Genomic DNA, 20,492 nt, shown 5'->3' with positions numbered 1-20,492 from the left:
GCATGTTTCAACCGCAATGCCTGGCGTTTCGAAATACAGCCAGGTCGCAGTGGCGCTGTTTTGCGGGCGACTGACATCCGTACGGATACTTCGGCTCCGACGATGTATGCATCTGCACTTGCGCATTTTTCCCTGACCGGCCTGCCGCCATAGTGGCTGCAACGGTGGTCGAGCAGTCGCCCCGTCTCCTGACCAGAACAATAACGTGGAGAAACTCGAACATGGCAAAGCACGGTTATGAATCCGGCCGTCTGAACCTGCCCTTCGTGGGCCATTGCACCTTCGCCAAGTCGCCCATTTGCACCGACTGGGCTGCCATCAATGCTGACGTGGCGATCCTTGGCGCGCCCAACGACATGGGCACCCAATGGCGCTCAGGGGCGCGTTTCGGACCCCGCGGCATCCGCGAGGCATCGACGCTGTTCTCCTTCGGCCATGCCGGCGCCTACGACTTCGAAGATGACGCCACCTACCTGACCGAAGACCAGTTGCGCATGGTCGATGTCGGCGATGCCGATATCGTTCACACCGACATGGAAAGCAGCAACGCCAATATCGAGTCAGCCGTGCGCCAGATCCTCGCGGCAGGCGCCATGCCGGTGGTGCTGGGCGGTGACCACTCGATCCACGCCCCGGTGATCAAGGCCTTTGAAGGGCGCGGGCCGATCCATATCGTGCATTTCGATGCGCACCTGGACTTCGTCGATGAACGCCACGGCGTGCGCTACGGTCACGGCAGCCCGCTGCGCCGCGCTTCGGAGCTGGACCATATCGTCGGCATGACCCAGATGGGCATCCGCAACGTGTCCTCCTCCAACCGCGACGACTACGATGCCGCCCGCGAAGCCGGCTCACAGATCCTCTCGGTGCGCGACGTGCGCCGCCTGGGCCTTGAAGGTGTGATGGCGAAGATCCCCGAGGGCCGCGATTACTACATCACCATCGACATCGACGGTTTCGACCCGTCCATTGCCCCGGGCACCGGTACACCGAGCCATGGCGGTTTCTACTACTACGAAGTGCTGGAAATCATCCAGGCCCTGGCCCGACGCAGCCAGGGCCGGATCGTCGGCATGGACCTGGTGGAAGTGGCGCCGGCCTACGACCCGGCCGGTGTCACCTCGATCCTCGCCGCGCAACTGCTGATGAACAGCATCGGCTTCATCTTCCACGCGCGCGCCAACGCTCGCTGATCCGGAGAATCCCCGTGGACAACAAGGTTAAAGCCTACCTGCAGGCCTTCGGTGTTTCCGAGGCCACCCAGCGTTTTCTCTGCAAACCCCAGCGCATGTTTATCGGTGGGGCGTGGCTTGAGGCCAGTGACGGTGCCAGCGCCGAGGTCATCGAGCCGTCCACCGAGGGCGTGCTGACGCGCATCCCGATGGGCACTGCTGAAGACCTGGACCGTGCCGTGCGTGCCGCACGTGCGCAGTTCGACGGCGGCCCCTGGAGCCAGCTCAAGCCGCTGGAACGCGAGCGTCTGATTCATCGCCTGGCCGACCTGATCGACGCCAATGCCGAGGAACTGGCGCAGATCGAGTCCATCGACATGGGCAAGTCGGTCGTCCAGGCGCGTGCCGTGGATATCCAGGGCACCGTCGATACCCTGCGTTACTTCGCCGGCTGGGCCAGCAAGATCCATGGCCGCACTGTCGAACCCTCGCTGCCCGGCAATTACCTGGCCTACACCCGCAAGGAGGCGGTGGGTGTGGTCGGCGCCATCGTGCCGTGGAACTTCCCGTTGCAGACCATGGCCTGGAAGCTCGGTGCGGCGCTGGCGACCGGTTGCACCGTGGTGGTCAAACCGGCAGAACTGACTTCGCTTTCAGCCCTGCGTTTTGCCGAGCTGGTGCAGGAGGCGGGGATTCCCGACGGCGTGCTGAACATCGTCAGCGGACGCGGCAGCGTGGTCGGCACGGCGATGTCCAGCCACCCGGGCATCGACAAGCTGAGCTTTACCGGCTCCACCCCGGTGGGTTGCTCGGTGGGCAAGGCGGCGATGGACCAGATGAAGCGCCTGACCCTTGAACTTGGCGGCAAGTCGCCGGTGATCGTGTTCGCCGACGCCGATATCGAGGCGGCGGCCGAGGCAGTTGCCAACGGTGTGTTCTTCAACTCGGGGCAGGTCTGCGATGCCGGTACCCGTGCTTATGTCGAGCGCAGCATCTATCCCGAGTTCCTCGCCGCGCTGGCCAGGTACACGGCCACCCTGAAGATCGCTCCGGGCCTGGATCCGGACTGCTTCATCAGCCCCATGGTGTCGCGTCAGCAACAGCAGCGGGTGCTGGAGTACATCGAGCTGGGCAAGGCCGAAGGGGCGCAGTTGTACTACGGTGGCGAGCTGGTCGAGGGCCCGGGTTTCTTCGTGCAGCCGACGATCTTCGCCGACTGCAACAACGCCATGCGCATCGTGCGCGAGGAGATTTTCGGCCCGGTCCTGGTGACTGCTGCGTTCGACACCCAGGAGCAGGCCCTGGCCCTGGCCAACGATTCGGCGTTCGGCCTGGCGGCGGCGATCTACTCCAATGACCTGGGCCGGGTCCACGGGCTGATTCCGCAGCTGCGGGCCGGCACGGTCTATGTCAACGCCCATAGCACCCTGGACCCCTCCATGCCGTTCGGTGGCTACAAGCAATCGGGCTATGGCAAGGACATGGGTGCCGAACAACTGGAGTTTTTGCTGGAGACCAAGGCGGTCTGGATCACCTTGCCCTGAGGTACAGGGCAAACCTGCGTCGCTGACGGTTGGCGGGCGGCGCAGGTTTCACATGCATCGTATTTCAAGAACAAGAACCTATCGAGGTGATGCCCATGAACAGCCAAGTGGATGTAGAGCGTGCGCAAGACCTGGACAGGCGCATACGCGCCTATGAAGAACTGGAGAGCAGGGCGGACTGGCCCGGCGCATTGAGCGCTGGCGATTTTATCGCGCTGACCCTGCTGACGCTGGTGATGGTTGCCGGGGCTTACTTTCTCGGAGGCCATCCATGAGCCAGTCCAGAGAGCAGGAATTTCGCCTGAGCGCCGAACGTGGCGATACGCCGTTGCTGCCCAGCGAACGGGTGTGGGGCTTCTGGGGCTTCGCCTATGCCAACTCGGCGTTGGCGGTGGCCACCTGGGTGTTCCTGATCGGCGGCGCCACCGCGCTGTTCGTCGGGCCTTTGCAAGGCATCAGCGCGATTGTCATCGGTAACATCATCGGCGTTATTCTCGCCGCGTCGTCCACCTGCCTGCCGTGTGGCAAGTACGGTGTCGAGCAGTTCACTTACCTGCGCAGCATGTTCGGCATCAACGGCAGCCGCCTGGTCTATGTGCTGTCGGTGGTGGTGCTGACCATGGGCTGGCTGGCGGTGCTGGGGCTGATGTGCGGGCGGGCGCTGGACAACCTGGAAACCCTGGTGCAGCACAGCCAGCCCGACGGCGACGGCTGGCTGGTGACGGCGGGCGCTTTGCTGGCCATCGTCCTCGCGGCGCTGGTGGCCATGCGCGGGCCGGACATGATCCGGCGGTTGAGCGCGGTGATCGCGCCCAGCCTGATCCTGATCATGCTGGCGCTGATGTACTTCATTTCCCAACGCTTCAGTTTCGCCGAGCTGCTGGCCATGCCACCGTTGCAGCCGCCGTTTACCGATCAGCGCATCAACTTCATGATCGCCGTGGAAATCAACATCGCCGCCGGCTTCTCCTGGTGGCCGTACATCGGCAACCTGTCGCGTTTGTGCAGCAACCAGCGCACGGCCTTCTGGCCCAACCTGGTGGGCATCTTCGGCGCCGCCGCGCTGGGCGAAACCGTCAGCCTGTTCGCTGCCTCCACTCTGGGCAGCAGCGACCCTACCGCCTGGATGCGTCTGGCCGGTGGCGTGGGCTTCGGCGTGGTGGCGTTGGGTTTCCTGGCGCTGGCCAACCTGACCGGCATGGTCAACATCCTCTACACCGCCGTCATCGGTCTGCGCCAGCTGGCCGGAGAGCGCTTGCGCAGCGTGCGCTGGGGGGTATTGATCGGGCTATTCTGCGTGATTCCGGTGCTCATCGTGCTGTGCTTCCCGGGTATCTACGACGGCTTCTTCATCTTCCTGGTCTGGACCTCGGCGCTCAACAGTGCACTGGCCGGTATCGGCATCGCCGATTACTTCTTCCTGCGTCACCAACGCGTCAACCTGCGCCATGTCTATGCCGCGCAAGGTGCGTCGCCGGTGCGGTTCTGCAAGGGTTTCAACCCCATCGCACTGCTGGCGCTGGTGGCGGGGTTCGCGATCTACGTGGTGGTGTTCAACCCGCAGACGCTGGCCAACACCAGCTTCTTCACCTTCGCCAGCGCATCGCTGCCGTCCTGCCTGCTGGCCGGGCTGGTTCACTACGGGCTGACCCGTCTGCTGGCCGCGCGGCTGGGCTGGGGCGCCTACTCCAAAGGCAATGAACGCAACATCGAGGCCGCAGGCTTCGGCGCAAAGGACTAAAACCATGAACAAGCGATACGACTACATCATCATCGGTGCGGGCTCTGCCGGCTGCGTTCTGGCCAACCGCCTGACCGAGGACGCCGGTACTTCGGTGCTGGTCCTGGAGTTCGGCGGCAGCGACCGCAGCGTGCTGATCCAGATGCCCAGTGCGTTCTCATTGCCGATGAACACCAAGAAGTACAACTGGCGCTACGAGACAGTCGCCGAGCCGCACCTGGACGGCCGGCGCCTGCACTGCCCACGGGGCAAGGTGCTCGGCGGTTCATCGTCGATCAACGGCCTGGTGTATATCCGCGGCCATGCCTGTGACTTCGACGAATGGGAAAGCCTGGGCGCGAAGAACTGGGGCTATCGAAATTGCCTGCCGTATTTCAAGCGCGCCGAGACCTACAAGTTCGGTGGCGATGACTATCGCGGTGGCGCAGGCCCGCTGGCCACCAACAACGGCAACAACATGCAGAACCCGTTGTACGGCGCCTGGGTCGAGGCCGGTGCCGAGGCGGGCTACATCAAGACCGACGACTGCAACGGCTACATGCAGGAAGGCTTCGGCGCCATGCACATGACGGTCAAGGACGGCGTGCGCTGGTCCACCGCCAATGCCTACCTGCGCCCGGCGATGACCCGGCCCAACCTGACCGTCGTCACCCATGCCATGACCCGGCGCATCCTGCTCGAGGGCAAGCGTGCGGTGGGCGTGGAGTACGACGAAGGCGGCCTGACCCACAAGGTCTATTGCAACCGCGAGGTGCTGGTGTCGTCCGGCCCGATCGGCTCGCCGCATCTGTTGCAGCGCTCGGGGATCGGCCCGCAGGAAGTGCTGAAAAAGGCCGGTATCGAGGTGCGCCACGACCTGCCAGGGGTCGGCGAAAACCTTCAGGACCATTCGGAAATCTACATCCAGTACGCCTGCAAGGAGCCGGTGACGCTCAACGGCAAGATGAACCTGCTGGGCAAGGCGCTGATCGGCCTGCGCTGGTTGTTGTTCAAGGATGGCCTGGGAGCCAGCAACCACTTCGAGGCGGGCGGATTCATCCGCTCGTCGAAGGGCCTGCGCTGGCCGGACATCCAGTTCCACTTCCTGCCGGCAGCGATGCGCTACGACGGTGACAAACCGTTCAAGGGCCATGGTTTCATGGTCCTGACCGGGCCGAACAAGCCCAAGAGCCGTGGCCATGTGCGGGCGCTGTCGGCCGACCCTTACCAGCACCCGGAAATCCGCTTCAACTACCTGGAGAGCGAAGAGGACCGCGAGGGCTTCCGCCGCTGCGTGCGCCTGACCCGGGAAATCATCGCGCAACCGGCCATGGACCGCTTCCGTGGCGAGGAACTGGCACCAGGGCCGCAGGTGCAGACCGATGAACAGATCGACGCCTTCGTACGCGCCAACATGGAAAGCACCATGCACCCCTGCGGTTCCTGCCGCATGGGTGAGGATGACATGGCGGTGGTCGACTCTTCACTGCGCGTACGGGGGCTGCAGGGGTTGCGGGTGATCGACTCGTCGGTATTCCCCAGCGAGCCCAACGGCAACCTCAACGCGCCGACCATCATGCTCGCCGAACGTGCCGCCGATCTGGTGCGCGGGCGTGAGCCGCTGGCGCCGGCGCAAGTACCGGTCGGTCTGGTCGAGGGTTGGGAAGAAGAACAGCGCAGCCGCGCACCGAAGCGCAAGGTAAGTGCCTGACGACCCAGTGGGAGTAACTGCCTTGTACGGTGGGAGCGGGCTTGCCCCGCGATTGCGGTGTGTCAGCCACATAGCATCGCGGGGCAAGCCCGCTCCCACCGGGCGGGGCGGCACAAACCAGGCCGGACTGAATGCGTTCCATTGGAGCGAAACCGCTACAGTGGGACCAAGCGCAGGGTTTACGACGCTTAAGCGCCAGTGAGCAGCCCGATTAACGCCTTTTCATGGAGTGACTTCATTACAGCCAATCAACACAACCCCGGATAAAACAACGCTTTTTCGCTTGGCATAGACCTTGCTCTTTCATAGGCACTCCGCCGCACTGGCTGAGGTGTTTGAACTTGTGACGTTATAAAAACAATTAAACTAGCAAGGTAAAGCCTAATGAAAAACTCGACGCTGGGTCCGCCTGACAGCGAAGCGCACGAACTCCAACGTAATCTCTCCAACCGCCATATCCAGTTGATCGCCATCGGTGGCGCCATCGGCACCGGCCTGTTCATGGGCTCCGGCAAGACCATCAGCCTGGCGGGACCTTCGATCATCTTTGTCTACATGATCATCGGTTTCATGCTGTTCTTCGTCATGCGGGCAATGGGCGAGTTGCTGTTGTCCAATCTCAAGTACAAGTCATTCATTGATTTCTCCGCGGATCTGCTGGGACCCTGGGCAGGGTTCTTCACCGGCTGGACTTACTGGTTCTGCTGGATCGTGACCGGCATCGCCGATGTCATTGCGATCTCCGCCTATTCACAGTTCTGGTTCCCGGATATTCCGCAATGGTTGCCGGCACTCAGTTGTGTAGGCCTGTTGCTTTCACTCAATTTGCTGACCGTGAAGATGTTCGGTGAACTGGAGTTCTGGTTCGCCATGATCAAGATCGTGGCCATTTGTGCCCTGGTCTGCACCGGCCTTTACATGGTGGTCGCGGCCTATCAGTCGCCTGCCGGCGATGTCGCGTCTCTGGCCAACCTGTGGAATGACGGCGGCATGTTTCCCCATGGCGCCATGGGCTTCTTCGCCGGATTCCAGATTGCGATCTTTGCCTTTGCCGGGATCGAGCTGGTGGGTACCACCGCCGCAGAAACCAAGAACCCGGAACGCAACCTGCCACGGGCGATCAACTCGATTCCGCTGCGCATCATCGTGTTCTATGTGTTCGCGCTGATCGCGATCATGGCCGTTACGCCCTGGCGTGATGTGGTTGCCAACAAGAGCCCGTTTGTCGAACTGTTCGTCCTGGCCGGTCTGCCGGCGGCGGCCGGGATCATCAACTTCGTGGTCCTCACCTCTGCTGCTTCTTCGGCAAACAGTGGGGTGTTTTCCACCAGCCGCATGCTCTACGGCCTGGCGGTGGATGGCGATGCACCTGGCAAGTTCAAGGCGTTGTCCAGCCGCGCCGTGCCTTCCAATGGCCTGATCTTTTCCTGTGTCTGCCTGTCGGCGGGGGCGCTGGTGATCTACCTGGTGCCGAACATGCTCGATGCCTTCACCCTGATCACCACGGTGTCGGCGATCCTGTTCATGTGCGTCTGGTCGATGATCCTGCTGTCGTACCTGGCGTATCGCAAGCAGCGCGAGCACCTGCATCGCACCTCGAAATACCGCATGCCGGGCGGCATCTTCATGAGCTGGGCCTGCCTGGTGTTCTTCGTCGCCATGCTGGCCTTGCTGGCGCTGGAAGAAGACACCCGCAAAGCGCTGGTGTTCGTGCCGGTCTGGTTCGTCATCCTCGGTCTGGCTTACCGCTCGATGCGTCAGAAAAAGTCGGAGGGCGTGCAGTTGTCCTACGACGCGGACTGATAAGCACATTCACGCTTTCACGCGGGGGGACGGCACAAGGGGCCGTCCCCCTGTCGTCTTTGCACAAACAGGGAGTCGTCATGCGCATTCACGTCACCTTTATCGACCGCGTAGGCATTACCCAGGAGATCCTGGCCTTGCTGGGCGCGCGCAACCTCAACCTGGACGCGGTGGAAATGATCCCGCCCAACGTCTATATCGATGCACCGGCGTTGTCACAGGCGGTGCTGGACGAACTTCACCACGCCTTGCTGCGGGTGATCGGGGTCCAGGCGGTGGAGCTGGTCGACTTTCTTCCCGGCCAGCGCCGGCACCTGCAACTGGAAGCCTTGCTCGCGGCGATGAGCGATCCGGTACTGGCGGTGGACCCCGGTGGCCATGTGCTGCTGGCCAATCCGACGCTGGTCAGCCTCGTTGGTCGCGAGCCAGCCGGTGAGCCGTTGTCCAGGCTGTTCGCCGAACCCGATCTGGCGCAGACCCTGATCGACAAAGGCTTTCGCCTGCCGATGTGCGAGGTGAGCCTGCAGGGCCAGGCGCTGTTGCTGGAAGCCACGCCGATCAGCGGCGGTGCCGATGCCTTGGTCGGTGGCCTGCTGACCCTGTATCCGCCAAGCCGTATCGGCGAGCGCCTGGCTTCGCTGCTGCACGATCATGCCGAGGGGCTGCAGGCGCTGCTGGGCGAATCGGCGCCGCTCAAGGATCTCAAAGCACGCCTGCACAAGGTGGCGAGCCTGGAGGCGCCGCTGTTGATCCAGGGCGAAACCGGCACCGGCAAAGAGCTGGTGGCGCGTGCCTGCCATGCATTGAGCGTGCGCCGCGATGCGTCCTTCCTGGCGCTCAACTGCGCGGCGCTGCCGGAGAGCCTGGCCGAGAGCGAGCTGTTCGGCTACGCCGCCGGCGCCTTTACCGGTGCCCAGCGCGGCGGCAAGCCGGGCCTGCTGGAACTGGCCGACGGTGGCACGGTGTTCCTCGACGAAGTGGGCGAGATGTCGCCTTACCTGCAGGCCAAGCTGCTGCGTTTTCTCAGTGACGGCAGCTTTCGCCGGGTCGGCGGTGGCGGCGAAGTGCGGGTGAATGTGCGGGTGGTCTGCGCGACGCACCGCAACCTGGAAAACATGGTGGTCGAAGGCAGTTTTCGCGAAGACCTCTACTACCGCCTCAACGTACTCAATCTGCTGGTGCCGCCGTTGCGCGAACGCGGCAGGGACATCCTGCTGCTGGCCGAGCACTTCCTGCGTCAGGCCTGCGCGCAGATACAGCGCTCACCGTGCCGGCTGGCGCTGGCCACCCATCCGCTGCTGCTGGGCAATCGCTGGGCGGGTAATGTGCGCCAGCTGCAGAACGTGATCTTCCGTGCCGCGGCCATCAGCGAAGGGGAGGTGATCGACTGTGACGACCTGGAACTGGCCGGTACTGCCCTGAACAGCCAGCAGCCCGATACCCCGCAAATCACCAGCCTGGAAGCGGCGGTGCAGGGCTTCGAAAAGTCGCTGCTGGAGACGATGTACGCGGCCTATCCCTCGACCCGGCAACTGGCGGTGCGCCTGCAGACTTCCCACACCGCCATCGGCCAGCGCTTGCGTAAGTACGGCATCGCCAGCCGGGTCTCGTAACCTGGTTCGAATACGCTCCACTGGAGTGATTGTGCTCCAGTCGGGCGTGAGCCGCGGCTTCATTGGCCCGTCCTGTCAGGGCTGGCTGCCGGGCCCGGGCAACGGAGCGATTTCGCTCCAGCGCAGCGTCTTGATGTCGAGCGATTATGTTACGCAACCTGTTGAAATATAAAGGTTTTAACAAGTTGGCATTGCCCTTGCTCTTGTATCAATCAGTCCTGCACCAGGACCCACCTGATAACAAGAGAGGAAGATCCATGACCACGCTGCGTTTTACTCCCGAACACGAATGGCTGCGCCTGGAAGCGACTGGCGAACTGACCGTCGGCATCACCACCTACGCCCAGGAAGCCCTCGGTGACGTGGTGTTCGTGCAGTTGCCGGAGCCGGGCGAATACGGCGAGGGCAATGAAGTCGCGGTGCTGGAATCGGTGAAGGCCGCCAGCAACATCAGCATGCCCCTGAACGGTACCGTAGTGGCGGTCAACCAAGCCCTGGCTGACGACCCCGAACTGGTCAACGCCTCGCCGATGCAAGACGGCTGGTTCTTCCGCATCCAGGTGGCCAACCCTGCCGACCTCGACACCCTGATGGACCAGGACGGCTATGACCGTTTCCTGGCCGACAACGCCTGAGCCAGGGGGCCGACATGAGCAATGCATCCATCCCGCTGACCACCGACAACGAATTCATCGCCCGTCACATCGGCCCGCGCGAGGACGACATCGACGCGATGCTGGCGCTGATCGGCCATGACAGCCTCGACGGCCTGATCGACAGCGTCATCCCGGACAGCATCAAGGGCACCAGCGTGCTTGAGCTGAGCAAAGGGCAGGGCGAAGCCGAGGCGCTGGCCTCGCTCAAGGCCATCGCGGCGAAGAACCAGTTGTTTCGCAATCACATCGGCCAGGGCTATTACCCGTGCCACACACCGACGCCGATCCTGCGCAACCTGCTGGAGAACCCGGCCTGGTACACCGCCTACACACCGTACCAGCCGGAGATTTCCCAGGGCCGTCTGGAAGCGCTGCTGAACTTTCAGACCTTGATCAGCGACCTGACCGGTATGGAGATCGCCAACGCCTCGTTGCTCGATGAAGCCACCGCCGCCGCCGAAGCCATGACCTTCTGCAAGCGTCTGGCGAAGAGCAAGGCCCCGGCGTTTTTCGTCTCCCACCATTGTCATCCGCAAACCCTCGACGTGCTGCGCACCCGTGCCGAGCCGCTGGGTATTGAAGTGGTCATCGGCGATGAGTTGGCACTGCTGAACCAGAGCCTGGAGGGCTATTTCGGCCTGTTGCTGCAATACCCGGCCAGCACTGGTGCTATCGTCGACCATCGGGCTTTGGTGCAGCACGCCCATGCCGCCGGGGCGCTGGTGGCGGTGGCCGCCGACCTGCTGGCCCTGACCTTGCTGACCCCGCCGGGTGAATTCGGTGCCGACGTGGTCTTGGGCAGTGCCCAGCGTTTTGGCGTGCCGCTGGGTTTTGGCGGCCCGCACGCGGCGTTCTTCGCCACCCGCGACAGCTTCAAGCGCGACATGCCCGGGCGTCTGGTCGGCGTGTCCATCGACCGCTTCGGCAAGCCGGCCCTGCGCCTGGCCATGCAGACCCGCGAGCAGCACATTCGCCGTGAGAAAGCCACCAGCAACATCTGCACCGCGCAGGTCCTGCTGGCCAACATCGCCAGCATGTATGCGGTTTACCACGGTCCGCAGGGCCTGGCGCAGATCGCCCGGCGCGTGCATCGGTTGACTGCGATTCTGGTACGCGGGCTGCAGCAGCTCGGGCATCAGGTCGAGCAGCAACATTTCTTCGACACCGTCAGCGTGGTGACTGCACGCCCTGTGGCCGAGGTGCTCGCTGCTGCCAATGGCGCACAGCTGAACCTGCGGCTGATCGACGAGCAGCGGATCGGCTTGTCGCTGGATGAAACCTGCGAGCAGGCCGCCGTCGAGGCCTTGTGGCAAGTCTTCGCCGCGTCCGGGCAGGCGCTTCCAGACTTCGCCGCGCTGGCCGTCGACACGGGTGATTGCCTGCCGTTGCCACTGCTGCGCGAAACGCCGTTCCTGCAGCACCAGGTGTTCAACCGCTACCATTCGGAAACCGAGCTGATGCGCTACCTGCGGCGTCTGGCCGACAAGGACCTGGCCCTGGACCGCAGCATGATCGCCTTGGGGTCATGCACCATGAAGCTCAATGCCGCCAGTGAAATGATCCCGATCACCTGGCCCGAGTTCGGTGCCTTGCATCCGTTCGCACCGGCCGGGCAGTCGTTGGGTTACCGGCAACTGACCGACGAGCTGGAGGCCATGCTCTGTGCCGCCACCGGTTATGACGCCATGTCCCTACAGCCCAATGCCGGTTCCCAGGGCGAGTACGCCGGCCTGCTGGCGATCCGCGCCTATCACGCCAGCCGTGGCGAGGCGGGGCGCGATGTCTGCCTGATTCCGTCGTCGGCCCATGGCACCAACCCGGCCACGGCGCAGATGGCCGGCATGCGGGTGGTGGTGGTCAACTGCGATGAGCGCGGCAACGTCGATGTCGCGGACCTGCAAAGCAAGGCCGAGCAGCACCGGGACAGCCTGGCGGCGTTGATGATCACCTATCCCTCGACCCATGGCGTGTTCGAAGACGGTATCACCCGCATCTGCGACATCATTCATGCGCACGGCGGCCAGGTGTACCTGGACGGCGCCAACATGAATGCCATGGTCGGCCTCTGCGCCCCGGGCAAGTTCGGTGGCGACGTCTCGCACCTGAACCTGCACAAGACGTTCTGCATCCCTCACGGCGGTGGCGGCCCGGGTGTCGGCCCGATCGGCGTCAAGGCGCACCTGGCGCCGTTCCTGCCGGGTCACGCGCACATGGACAACAAGCACGGCGCGGTCAGTGCAGCGCCGTATGGCAGCGCCAGCATCCTGCCGATCACCTGGATGTACATCCGCATGATGGGCGGCGAAGGGCTCAAGCGTGCGTCGCAGCTGGCGATCCTGAGTGCCAACTACATCGCCCGGCGCCTGGAAGAGCACTACCCGGTGCTCTACACCGGCGAGAACGGCCTGGTCGCGCATGAATGCATTCTTGATCTGCGCCCGCTCAAGGACAGCAGCGGCATCAGTGTCGAAGACGTGGCCAAGCGCCTGATCGACTTCGGCTTCCATGCCCCGACCATGTCCTTCCCGGTGGCTGGCACCTTGATGGTCGAGCCGACCGAGAGCGAGTCGAAGCAGGAGCTGGACCGCTTCTGCGACGCGATGATCTGCATCCGCGAAGAAATCCGCGCGGTGGAAAACGGCAGCCTGGACAAGCTCGACAACCCGCTGAAGAACGCACCGCATACCGCCAGCGAGCTGGTCGGTGAATGGCCGCACCGCTATGGCCGGGAGTTGGCGGTGTATCCGCTGGCCGATCTGCGCGAGAGCAAGTACTGGCCGCCGGTGGGGCGCGTGGACAACGTCTACGGCGACCGCAACCTGGCGTGTGCCTGCCCGCCGATGTCGATCTATCAAGACGCTTGATTGCGGTGGGTGGGAGCGGGCTTGCCCCGCGATGCGATGTGACTGACAAACCGCAATCGCGGGGCAAGCCCGCTCCCACCAGAACTATTGCTCCCACAGGTAGCTGTTTCCATTTGCTTGAGCGCTAATAACAAGGAAAACCACCATGTTCCATAAAAGCCTGACCCTCTCCGATTTCGACCCTGCGCTGTCCGCCGCCATCCACCGCGAGGCACAACGCCAGGAAGACCATATCGAGCTGATCGCCTCGGAAAACTACACCAGCCCGCAGGTGATGCAGGCCCAGGGCACCGAGCTGACCAACAAGTACGCCGAAGGCTACCCGGGCAAGCGTTACTATGGCGGTTGCGAGCACGTCGATGTGGTCGAGCAACTGGCCATTGACCGTGCCAAGCAGTTGTTCGGTGCAGGCTATGCCAACGTCCAGCCGCACTCCGGCTCCCAGGCCAACGCGGCGGTCTACCTGGCCTTGCTGCAGGCTGGCGACACTCTCCTCGGCATGAGCCTGGCCCATGGCGGCCACCTCACTCACGGTGCCAAGGTCAGCTCCTCGGGCAAGCTGTACAACGCCGTGCAGTACGGCATCGACGCCAATGGCCTGATCGACTACGACGAGGTCGAGCGCCTAGCCGTGGAACACCAGCCGAAGATGATCGTCGCCGGGTTCTCGGCCTACTCGAAAACCCTGGACTTCCCGCGCTTCCGTGAGATCGCCGACAAGGTCGGGGCTTATCTGTTCGTCGACATGGCCCACGTCGCCGGCCTGGTTGCGGCGGGCCTGTACCCCAATCCGCTGCCCTACGCCGATGTGGTCACCACCACTACCCACAAGACCCTGCGCGGCCCGCGCGGTGGGTTGATCCTGGCCAAGGCCGATCCGGAGCTGGAGAAGAAACTCAACTCGGCAGTGTTCCCGGGCGGGCAGGGCGGGCCGCTGATGCATGTGATCGCCGCCAAGGCCGTGTGCTTCAAGGAAGCGCTGGAACCGGGCTTCAAGGATTACCAGTTCCAGGTCATCAAAAACGCCCAGGCCATGGCGGAAATCTTCCGCCAGCGCGGTTACGACGTGGTCTCCGGTGGCACCGACAACCACCTGTTCCTGGTCAGCCTGATCCGCCAGGGCATCACCGGCAAGGACGCCGATGCCGCCTTGGGCCGCGCGCACATCACCGTGAACAAGAACGCCGTGCCCAACGACCCGCAATCGCCGTTCGTGACCTCGGGCCTGCGCATCGGTACCCCGGCGGTGACCACCCGGGGTTTCCAGGTGCCGGAGTGCCGCGCCCTGGCGACCTGGATCTGCGACATCCTCGACCACCTCGGCGATGCCGACGTCGAGGCCCAGGTGGCCCGGCAGGTGGCCGAGCTGTGCAAACTGTTCCCGGTTTATCGGGCCTGATCCCTGGGTGTGATGGCGGAGGCCTGTATGTCGCTGAGTGTTTTTGATCTGTTCAAGGTGGGCATCGGCCCGTCCAGCTCCCACACGGTCGGGCCGATGCGCGCCGCGGCGCGCTTTGTCGAAGGGCTCAGGGAGCAGGGGCTGCTGGCCCAGGTGGAGGGCGTGCGCGCCGAACTGTACGGCTCGCTCGGGGCCACCGGCAAAGGCCACGGCAGCGACAAGGCGGTGCTGCTGGGGCTTGAGGGTGAGCACCCGGATACCGTCGAGACGTCGCTGGTGGCCGATCGTCTGGGGATGATTCGCCAGAGCGGGACGTTGTCGTTGCTCGGTGAGAAGCGCATCCGCTTCGTCGAGAAAGAACACCTGGCGATGATTCGCAAGCCCTTGCCCTATCACCCCAACGGCATGATCTTGCGCGCCTTCGACGCGGCCGGGCTGCAGCTGTGCAGTCGCGAGTATTACTCGGTGGGCGGCGGTTTTGTGGTGGACGAGGCGGCGGTTGGCGTCGATCGCATCGTCGAAGACCGCACGCCGTTGCGCTTCCCGTTTCTGAGCGGACGCGAGCTGTTGGCGCAATGCGCCCAGCACGGCCTCTCGATCAGCCAGTTGATGGCCGAGAACGAGACCGCCTGGCGCAGCCCGGAGCAGACGCGCCAGGGCTTGCTGCACATCTGGCAGGTGATGCAGGACTGCGTCAAGGCCGGCTGCCGCACCGAGGGCATCATGCCCGGCGGGCTCAAGGTCAAGCGCCGTGCCGCGGCGTTGCACCGGCAGCTGGGCGCCAGCCCTGAAGCCGGCTTGCGCGACAGCCTCTCGGTGCTCGACTGGGTCAACCTTTACGCCCTGGCGGTCAACGAGGAAAACGCCAGCGGCGGGCGGGTGGTCACCGCACCGACCAATGGCGCGGCCGGCATCATTCCGGCGGTGCTGCATTACTACACGCGTTTCGTGCCGGGGGCCAACGAGGACGGGGTGGTGCGCTTTCTGCTCACGGCCGCTGCGATCGGCATTCTGTACAAGGAAAACGCTTCGATCTCCGGGGCCGAAGTCGGCTGCCAGGGCGAGGTCGGGGTGGCCTGCTCGATGGCGGCCGGGGCCTTGTGCGAAGTGCTTGGCGGCACTGTGCAGCAAGTGGAAAACGCCGCCGAAATCGGTATGGAGCACAATCTCGGGCTGACCTGCGACCCGATTGGCGGGTTGGTCCAGGTGCCGTGCATCGAGCGCAACGCCATGGGGTCGGTCAAGGCCATCAATGCCGCGCGCATGGCCCTGCGCGGCGATGGCCAGCACTTCGTCTCCCTCGACAAGGTGATCCGCACCATGCGCCAGACCGGCGCCGACATGAAAAGCAAATACAAAGAGACTGCCCGCGGCGGGCTGGCGGTCAATATCATCGAATGCTAGGAGTCACCCATGTCCACAGAACAACTACAACAAACGCCGTTGCATGGTCTGCACCTGGAACTCGGTGCACGCATGGTGCCGTTCGCCGGCTTCGCCATGCCGGTGCAGTACCCGCTGGGCGTGCTCAAGGAGCACCTGCACACCCGTGAACAGGCCGGCCTGTTCGATGTTTCGCACATGGGCCAGATCCGCCTGCGTGGCGCTGGTGCTGCCAAGGCGCTGGAAGCACTGGTGCCGGTCGACATTATCGACCTGCCGCCGGGCATGCAGCGCTATGCGTTGTTCACCAACGACGAGGGCGGCATCCTCGATGACCTGATGGTCGCCAACCTGGGCAACGACGAGCTGTTCCTGGTGGTCAACGCCGGCTGCAAGGACCAGGACCTGACCCACCTCAAGCAGCATCTGGAAGGGCAGTGCGACGTCGAGTCACTGTTCGACAGCCGCGCCTTGCTGGCGCTGCAAGGCCCGGCGGCGGCCAGGGTGCTGGCGCGTCTGGCGCCTGAGGTCGGCCGCATGACTTTCATGCAGTTCGCCAAGCTGAGGTTGCTCGGTGTCGACTGCTACGTCAGCCGCTCCGGTTACACCGGTGAGGATGGGTACGAAATCTCCGTGCCGGCAGAGGCTGCGCCAATGCTTGCCCGTTCGCTGCTGGCCGAGCCCGAGGTCGAGGCCATCGGCCTCGGTGCCCGTGATTCGCTGCGCCTGGAGGCCGGGCTGTGCCTGTACGGCCATGACATGGAACTGCGCACCACGCCGATCGAGGCCAGCCTGACCTGGGCGATTTCCAAGGCCCGGCGTGCCGATGGTGTACGCGCCGGTGGCTTCCCCGGTGCCGAACGGATTTTTGCCCAGCAGCGTGAAGGTGTGGCCAGCAAGCGCGTCGGCCTGCTGCCCAAAGAGCGGGTGCCGGTGCGTGAAGGGGCGCTGATCGTCGATGCTGACGAGCAAGTGATAGGCCGTGTTACCAGCGGCGGATTCGGCCCGAGCCTGGCTGGACCGCTGGCGATGGGTTATGTGCAGAGCGGCTATGCGGCGGCGGACACCGAAGTCTTTGCCCTGGTGCGCGGCAAGCGGGTGCCGATGGTTGTCACCCGTACGCCGTTCGTGGCGCAACGTTACTACCGTGGCTGATGGCCAGATTGTCGGAGCATGAGCATGAACGAAACCCAAGCTGTCGCCACTCGCCCACAGCCGCTGCAGGCCGGGGTGAAACTGCGCGGCGCCGAGAAGGTGGCGCGTATCCCGGTGAAGATCCTGCCCACCGAAGAAGTGCCGCGCAAGCCCGAGTGGATCCGCGTAGAGATCGCAACGTCACCGGAGGTGGCGCGGGTCAAGGCGCTGCTGCGCAAGCACAAACTGCACAGTGTCTGCGAGGAAGCATCGTGTCCGAACCTGGGCGAGTGCTTCTCCGGCGGTACGGCGACGTTCATGATCATGGGCGACATCTGTACCCGCCGTTGCCCGTTTTGCGATGTCGGTCACGGCCGGCCCAAGCCGCTGGACGTCGATGAGCCGAAGAACCTGGCCATTGCCATCGCCGACCTGCGCCTGAAGTACGTGGTCATCACCTCGGTCGACCGCGACGACCTGCGCGACGGTGGCGCCCAGCATTTTGTCGACTGCCTGCGCGAGATCCGAAAACTGTCGCCGGGTATCCGTCTGGAAACCCTGGTGCCCGACTACCGGGGGCGCATGGACGTGGCCCTGGCGATCACCGCGCAGGAGCCGCCGGATGTCTTCAACCACAACCTGGAAACCGTGCCGCGCCTGTACAAGGCGGCACGGCCGGGCTCGGATTTCGAGTGGTCGCTGGATTTGTTGGAAAACTTCAAGCAGCGCGTACCTGCGGTGCCGACCAAGTCCGGGCTGATGCTGGGGCTGGGCGAAACCGATGACGAAGTGATCGAGGTGATGCAACGCCTGCGCGAGCACCAGGTCGACATGCTGACCTTGGGGCAGTATCTGCAACCTTCGCGCAGCCACCTGCCGGTGCAGCGTTTCGTCCACCCCGATACCTTTGCCTGGTTTGCCGAACAGGCCTTGGCGATGGGCTTCAGGAATGTGGCGTCCGGGCCGCTGGTGCGGTCCTCCTACCATGCCGATCAACAGGCTCAGCTGTCGGTCCCGTAGGGGCGGTGGTTTATTCGCAAGGGCTATATGCATGTATCCAACTGATCTTGCTCCGCATACGCGGGCCCTTGCCGGTTGACCGGGTTGGGTTTTAGCTGGACGCAGGCGCGGGCGCGCATCCTCGGCCCGCCGCCGCAACGTGAACAACCCAAAAGACCAAGGCGCGTTGACCGCCGTAGAGGCTGACGGCCGCGCGGATAAATCAGGTGCAGACAATGAGCACACCTCTGGATTTGAATGCCTTGAAGGCACGCCAGCAGACGGCGTGGGCCAGCGGCGATTACGCGGTGATCGGCACGACCCTGCAACTGGTCGGCGAACGCCTGGCCGAAGCCTGCGACTTGCGCTGGGACGAAAAGGTCCTGGATGTGGCTGCCGGCAACGGCAATGCTACCCTGGCCGCGGCACGGCGCGGCTGTCAGGTGACCTCCACGGACTACGTGCCCGAGCTGTTGAAACGCGGTGAAGAACGCGCACGGGCCGAGCATCTGAACGTAGTGTTTCAAACCGCCGATGCCGAGGCGCTGCCGTTTGCCGACGGCGCCTTTGATGCGGTGATATCGACCTTCGGCGTGATGTTTGCCCCGGATCAGGCTCAAGCGGCGAGGGAGCTTGCACGGGTCTGCCGCTCAGGCGGGCGGATCGGCCTGGCGAACTGGACGCCACAGGGTTTCATCGGGCAGATGTTCAAGACACTCGGCCGCCATGTCCCGCCACCCGCCGGGGCGCTGCCGCCTTCGCGCTGGGGTGACGAAGAACAGTTGCAGCAGCTGTTCGGCGGCAACGTCGGGGTTATCAATGTCAGCCGTCAGCAGTTCAATTTTCGCTACCGCTCGGCGGCGCATTTCATCGACGTGTTCAGGACCTGGTATGGCCCGGTGCACAAAGCCTTTGCCTCATTGCAGAGTGACGCCGCCTACGCATTGGAGCGCGATCTTACTCAACTGCTGAACGACAACAACGTGGCCGGCGCCTCGTCGCTGGTGGTGCCCAGCGAATACCTGGAGGTGGTCATCAGCCGCCGCTGAATCCAGGCCACTGTTCCCCCTGTGGGAGCGGGCTTGCCCCGCGATTGCGGGCTGTCAGCCAATTCGCATCGCGGGGCAAGCCCGCTCCTACAGGGAACTGCTATCCTGCGGCGTGAACCATCAACCGGGGGCCTGCATGTCATTGTCGATCAACACCGAAGTGCTCTGGATAGACACGCCGCAAGGACGGCTGTTCTGTAGTCGATGGTTCCCCGCAGATGGCCCGGGCAATCCGGACAAGCCAGCTATCGTCCTGTTTCATGACTCACTGGGCTGCATCGCCCTGTGGCGAGATTTTCCCCAGCAGTTGAGCCAGGCCACCGGACGTGAGGTGATTGCCTATGACCGGCTCGGCTTCGGCCAGTCCGATGAGTATCCGGGACGCCTTTCGCCGCAGTTCATCCGTGAAGAAGCCGAGTACTTTTTTGCCCATCTGAAGACAGCACTTCAGGTCGAGCGCTTCGTTGCCCTGGGCCATAGCGTCGGAGGGGCCATGGCTGCAACCTGTGCCTCTTTGCATCCGCAAAGCTGCATGGCATTGATCACCATCGCTGCGCAGGCGTTTGTCGAAGAACGCACGCTGCAGGGGATTCGCGCCGCCGAGGTACAGTTCGAACAACCCGAGCACATGGCGCGCTTGAAAAAATACCATGGTGACAAAGCGCCCTGGGTGCTGACGGCCTGGACCCGGACATGGCTTGCAGAGGCTTTCGGCGACTGGACGATCGAAAGCACAGTGGATGCCATTCACTGCCCGGCACTGGTTCTGCACGGTGAGCATGATGAGTACGGTTCGGCGCTGCACCCGGAGCGGATAGCCAGGCTGTCGCAGGGCCCCAGCGAGTACCTGATCCTCGAAGATTGCCACCATGTCCCGCACCGCGAGGCGCCTGAAACGGTGCTGGGGGAGGTGGTTCGTTTCCTGGATGTTGACCATTGAGTGTAACCGGGCACATTCAGGGCGTTCCTAGTGCTGCTCGGTATCCGGCGGTTTAGGGCATTCAAGGGATGCTGAGCATTTGACGTACCAGGTAGCCGCGATCGCCGCCAGAACGACCGCGATAGAAATGGAGTGGAACACCCTGATGCAACAGGGAGAAACAGTCCGGACCACCAGTTTCTTGCCGACCGGGCCGCTACTTTTTGTGGCCAGTTTCACGGCGTCGCTGAACTGCTTGAGCTCCTTCTGGGACAAAACAATGATCCATTGATTGGCGACGGCAAAGAACAGGTAGCTCAGGAATATCAACACATAGGTTGACGTGAACCAGTGTGCCTTTTCGGCGCCAACCGTGTAGCCCAGCACCGCAAGAGACACCGCCTGAAAATAAGTCCAGAGTTTGTGCAGGTTGTCGCTCTGTTTCTGGTAGATGTCAAAAGCTTCTTTGAGCGATACATCGCTGATCGCGTCTTTGGGCTCGGTTGTCGCCGGTTCATCCGCCATC

General features: G+C 63.5%; 16 protein-coding genes. 15 read left to right on the top strand and 1 reads right to left on the bottom strand.

The window, feature by feature from the left end:
- The first annotated feature begins 221 nt into the window (after positions 1-221).
- The 15 genes from speB to PSAKL28_RS14605 all read left to right on the top strand — a co-directional run bounded on the left by speB (position 222) and on the right by PSAKL28_RS14605 (position 19,987).
- Positions 222-1,193, top strand: coding sequence for an agmatinase (gene speB / locus PSAKL28_RS14675; RefSeq protein WP_038611730.1), 972 nt, complete (start codon positions 222-224; stop codon positions 1,191-1,193).
- A 14-nt stretch (positions 1,194-1,207) separates the two neighbouring features.
- Complete coding sequence (locus PSAKL28_RS14670; protein WP_038611727.1) at positions 1,208-2,716, top strand: aldehyde dehydrogenase family protein; 1,509 nt, start codon at positions 1,208-1,210, stop codon at positions 2,714-2,716.
- A gap of 95 nt (positions 2,717-2,811) precedes the next feature.
- Entirely contained in the window at positions 2,812-2,991 is a 180-nt protein-coding gene (locus PSAKL28_RS14665) for a hypothetical protein (protein ID WP_038611724.1), read from the top strand.
- The gene (locus PSAKL28_RS14660; protein ID WP_038611722.1) at positions 2,988-4,457 is read left to right on the top strand and encodes a cytosine permease; all 1,470 of its coding nucleotides are present in this window, start codon (positions 2,988-2,990) and stop codon (positions 4,455-4,457) included. The genes PSAKL28_RS14665 and PSAKL28_RS14660 overlap by 4 nt, the downstream gene beginning before the upstream one ends.
- Before the next feature lie 4 nt (positions 4,458-4,461).
- Complete coding sequence (betA, locus tag PSAKL28_RS14655; RefSeq protein ID WP_038611720.1) at positions 4,462-6,147, top strand: choline dehydrogenase; 1,686 nt, start codon at positions 4,462-4,464, stop codon at positions 6,145-6,147.
- A 384-nt stretch (positions 6,148-6,531) separates the two neighbouring features.
- Positions 6,532-7,950 carry a D-serine/D-alanine/glycine transporter gene (cycA, locus tag PSAKL28_RS14650; protein ID WP_038611717.1) on the top strand — a complete coding sequence of 473 codons (1,419 nt, stop codon included), beginning with the start codon at positions 6,532-6,534 and terminating at the stop codon, positions 7,948-7,950.
- Positions 7,951-8,030: 80 nt separating this feature from the next.
- Positions 8,031-9,563 (top strand): transcriptional regulator GcsR, encoded by a 1,533-nt coding sequence (gene gcsR, locus PSAKL28_RS14645; RefSeq protein ID WP_038611714.1) that lies wholly within the window; start codon positions 8,031-8,033, stop codon positions 9,561-9,563.
- Positions 9,564-9,820: 257 nt separating this feature from the next.
- Positions 9,821-10,198 (top strand): glycine cleavage system protein GcvH, encoded by a 378-nt coding sequence (gene gcvH, locus PSAKL28_RS14640; RefSeq protein ID WP_038611711.1) that lies wholly within the window; start codon positions 9,821-9,823, stop codon positions 10,196-10,198.
- A gap of 14 nt (positions 10,199-10,212) precedes the next feature.
- Entirely contained in the window at positions 10,213-13,083 is a 2,871-nt protein-coding gene (gene gcvP, locus PSAKL28_RS14635; protein ID WP_038611708.1) for an aminomethyl-transferring glycine dehydrogenase, read from the top strand.
- A gap of 145 nt (positions 13,084-13,228) precedes the next feature.
- On the top strand, positions 13,229-14,482 hold the full coding sequence (glyA, locus tag PSAKL28_RS14630) for a serine hydroxymethyltransferase (RefSeq protein WP_038611706.1): 1,254 nt from the start codon (positions 13,229-13,231) through the stop codon (positions 14,480-14,482).
- A 27-nt stretch (positions 14,483-14,509) separates the two neighbouring features.
- Positions 14,510-15,886 carry an L-serine ammonia-lyase gene (locus tag PSAKL28_RS27380; RefSeq protein WP_038611703.1) on the top strand — a complete coding sequence of 459 codons (1,377 nt, stop codon included), beginning with the start codon at positions 14,510-14,512 and terminating at the stop codon, positions 15,884-15,886.
- A gap of 9 nt (positions 15,887-15,895) precedes the next feature.
- Entirely contained in the window at positions 15,896-17,020 is a 1,125-nt protein-coding gene (gene gcvT / locus PSAKL28_RS27375) for a glycine cleavage system aminomethyltransferase GcvT (protein ID WP_038611700.1), read from the top strand.
- A gap of 24 nt (positions 17,021-17,044) precedes the next feature.
- The gene (lipA, locus tag PSAKL28_RS14615) at positions 17,045-18,019 is read left to right on the top strand and encodes a lipoyl synthase (protein WP_096335674.1); all 975 of its coding nucleotides are present in this window, start codon (positions 17,045-17,047) and stop codon (positions 18,017-18,019) included.
- Positions 18,020-18,234: 215 nt separating this feature from the next.
- Complete coding sequence (locus PSAKL28_RS14610; protein WP_038611695.1) at positions 18,235-19,047, top strand: class I SAM-dependent methyltransferase; 813 nt, start codon at positions 18,235-18,237, stop codon at positions 19,045-19,047.
- A 136-nt stretch (positions 19,048-19,183) separates the two neighbouring features.
- The gene (locus PSAKL28_RS14605; RefSeq protein ID WP_038611693.1) at positions 19,184-19,987 is read left to right on the top strand and encodes an alpha/beta fold hydrolase; all 804 of its coding nucleotides are present in this window, start codon (positions 19,184-19,186) and stop codon (positions 19,985-19,987) included.
- Positions 19,988-20,014: 27 nt separating this feature from the next.
- On the opposite strand, the gene PSAKL28_RS14600 is transcribed toward PSAKL28_RS14605, so the two are convergent.
- Complete coding sequence (locus PSAKL28_RS14600; protein ID WP_038611690.1) at positions 20,015-20,491, bottom strand: hypothetical protein; 477 nt, start codon at positions 20,489-20,491, stop codon at positions 20,015-20,017.
- Between the last annotated feature and the right edge of the window lies 1 nt (position 20,492).

This window comes from Pseudomonas alkylphenolica, from assembly GCF_000746525.1.
GTDB classification, from domain to species: domain Bacteria; phylum Pseudomonadota; class Gammaproteobacteria; order Pseudomonadales; family Pseudomonadaceae; genus Aquipseudomonas; species Aquipseudomonas alkylphenolica.
Note: the sequence above shows the minus strand (reverse complement) of the source record. Positions and strands in the feature narration are given on the sequence as shown.

Coding starts and splice junctions, on each gene's coding strand:
- gcsR (WP_038611714.1), top strand. CDS start 8,031: ATGCGCATTCACGTCACCTTTATCGACCGCGTAGGCATTACCCAGGAG.
- gcvT (WP_038611700.1), top strand. CDS start 15,896: ATGTCCACAGAACAACTACAACAAACGCCGTTGCATGGTCTGCACCTG.
- PSAKL28_RS14610 (WP_038611695.1), top strand. CDS start 18,235: ATGAGCACACCTCTGGATTTGAATGCCTTGAAGGCACGCCAGCAGACG.
- PSAKL28_RS14665 (WP_038611724.1), top strand. CDS start 2,812: ATGAACAGCCAAGTGGATGTAGAGCGTGCGCAAGACCTGGACAGGCGC.
- gcvH (WP_038611711.1), top strand. CDS start 9,821: ATGACCACGCTGCGTTTTACTCCCGAACACGAATGGCTGCGCCTGGAA.
- speB (WP_038611730.1), top strand. CDS start 222: ATGGCAAAGCACGGTTATGAATCCGGCCGTCTGAACCTGCCCTTCGTG.
- cycA (WP_038611717.1), top strand. CDS start 6,532: ATGAAAAACTCGACGCTGGGTCCGCCTGACAGCGAAGCGCACGAACTC.
- PSAKL28_RS14605 (WP_038611693.1), top strand. CDS start 19,184: ATGTCATTGTCGATCAACACCGAAGTGCTCTGGATAGACACGCCGCAA.
- PSAKL28_RS14600 (WP_038611690.1), bottom strand. CDS start 20,491: ATGGCGGATGAACCGGCGACAACCGAGCCCAAAGACGCGATCAGCGAT.
- PSAKL28_RS27380 (WP_038611703.1), top strand. CDS start 14,510: ATGTCGCTGAGTGTTTTTGATCTGTTCAAGGTGGGCATCGGCCCGTCC.
- gcvP (WP_038611708.1), top strand. CDS start 10,213: ATGAGCAATGCATCCATCCCGCTGACCACCGACAACGAATTCATCGCC.
- glyA (WP_038611706.1), top strand. CDS start 13,229: ATGTTCCATAAAAGCCTGACCCTCTCCGATTTCGACCCTGCGCTGTCC.
- betA (WP_038611720.1), top strand. CDS start 4,462: ATGAACAAGCGATACGACTACATCATCATCGGTGCGGGCTCTGCCGGC.
- lipA (WP_096335674.1), top strand. CDS start 17,045: ATGAACGAAACCCAAGCTGTCGCCACTCGCCCACAGCCGCTGCAGGCC.
- PSAKL28_RS14660 (WP_038611722.1), top strand. CDS start 2,988: ATGAGCCAGTCCAGAGAGCAGGAATTTCGCCTGAGCGCCGAACGTGGC.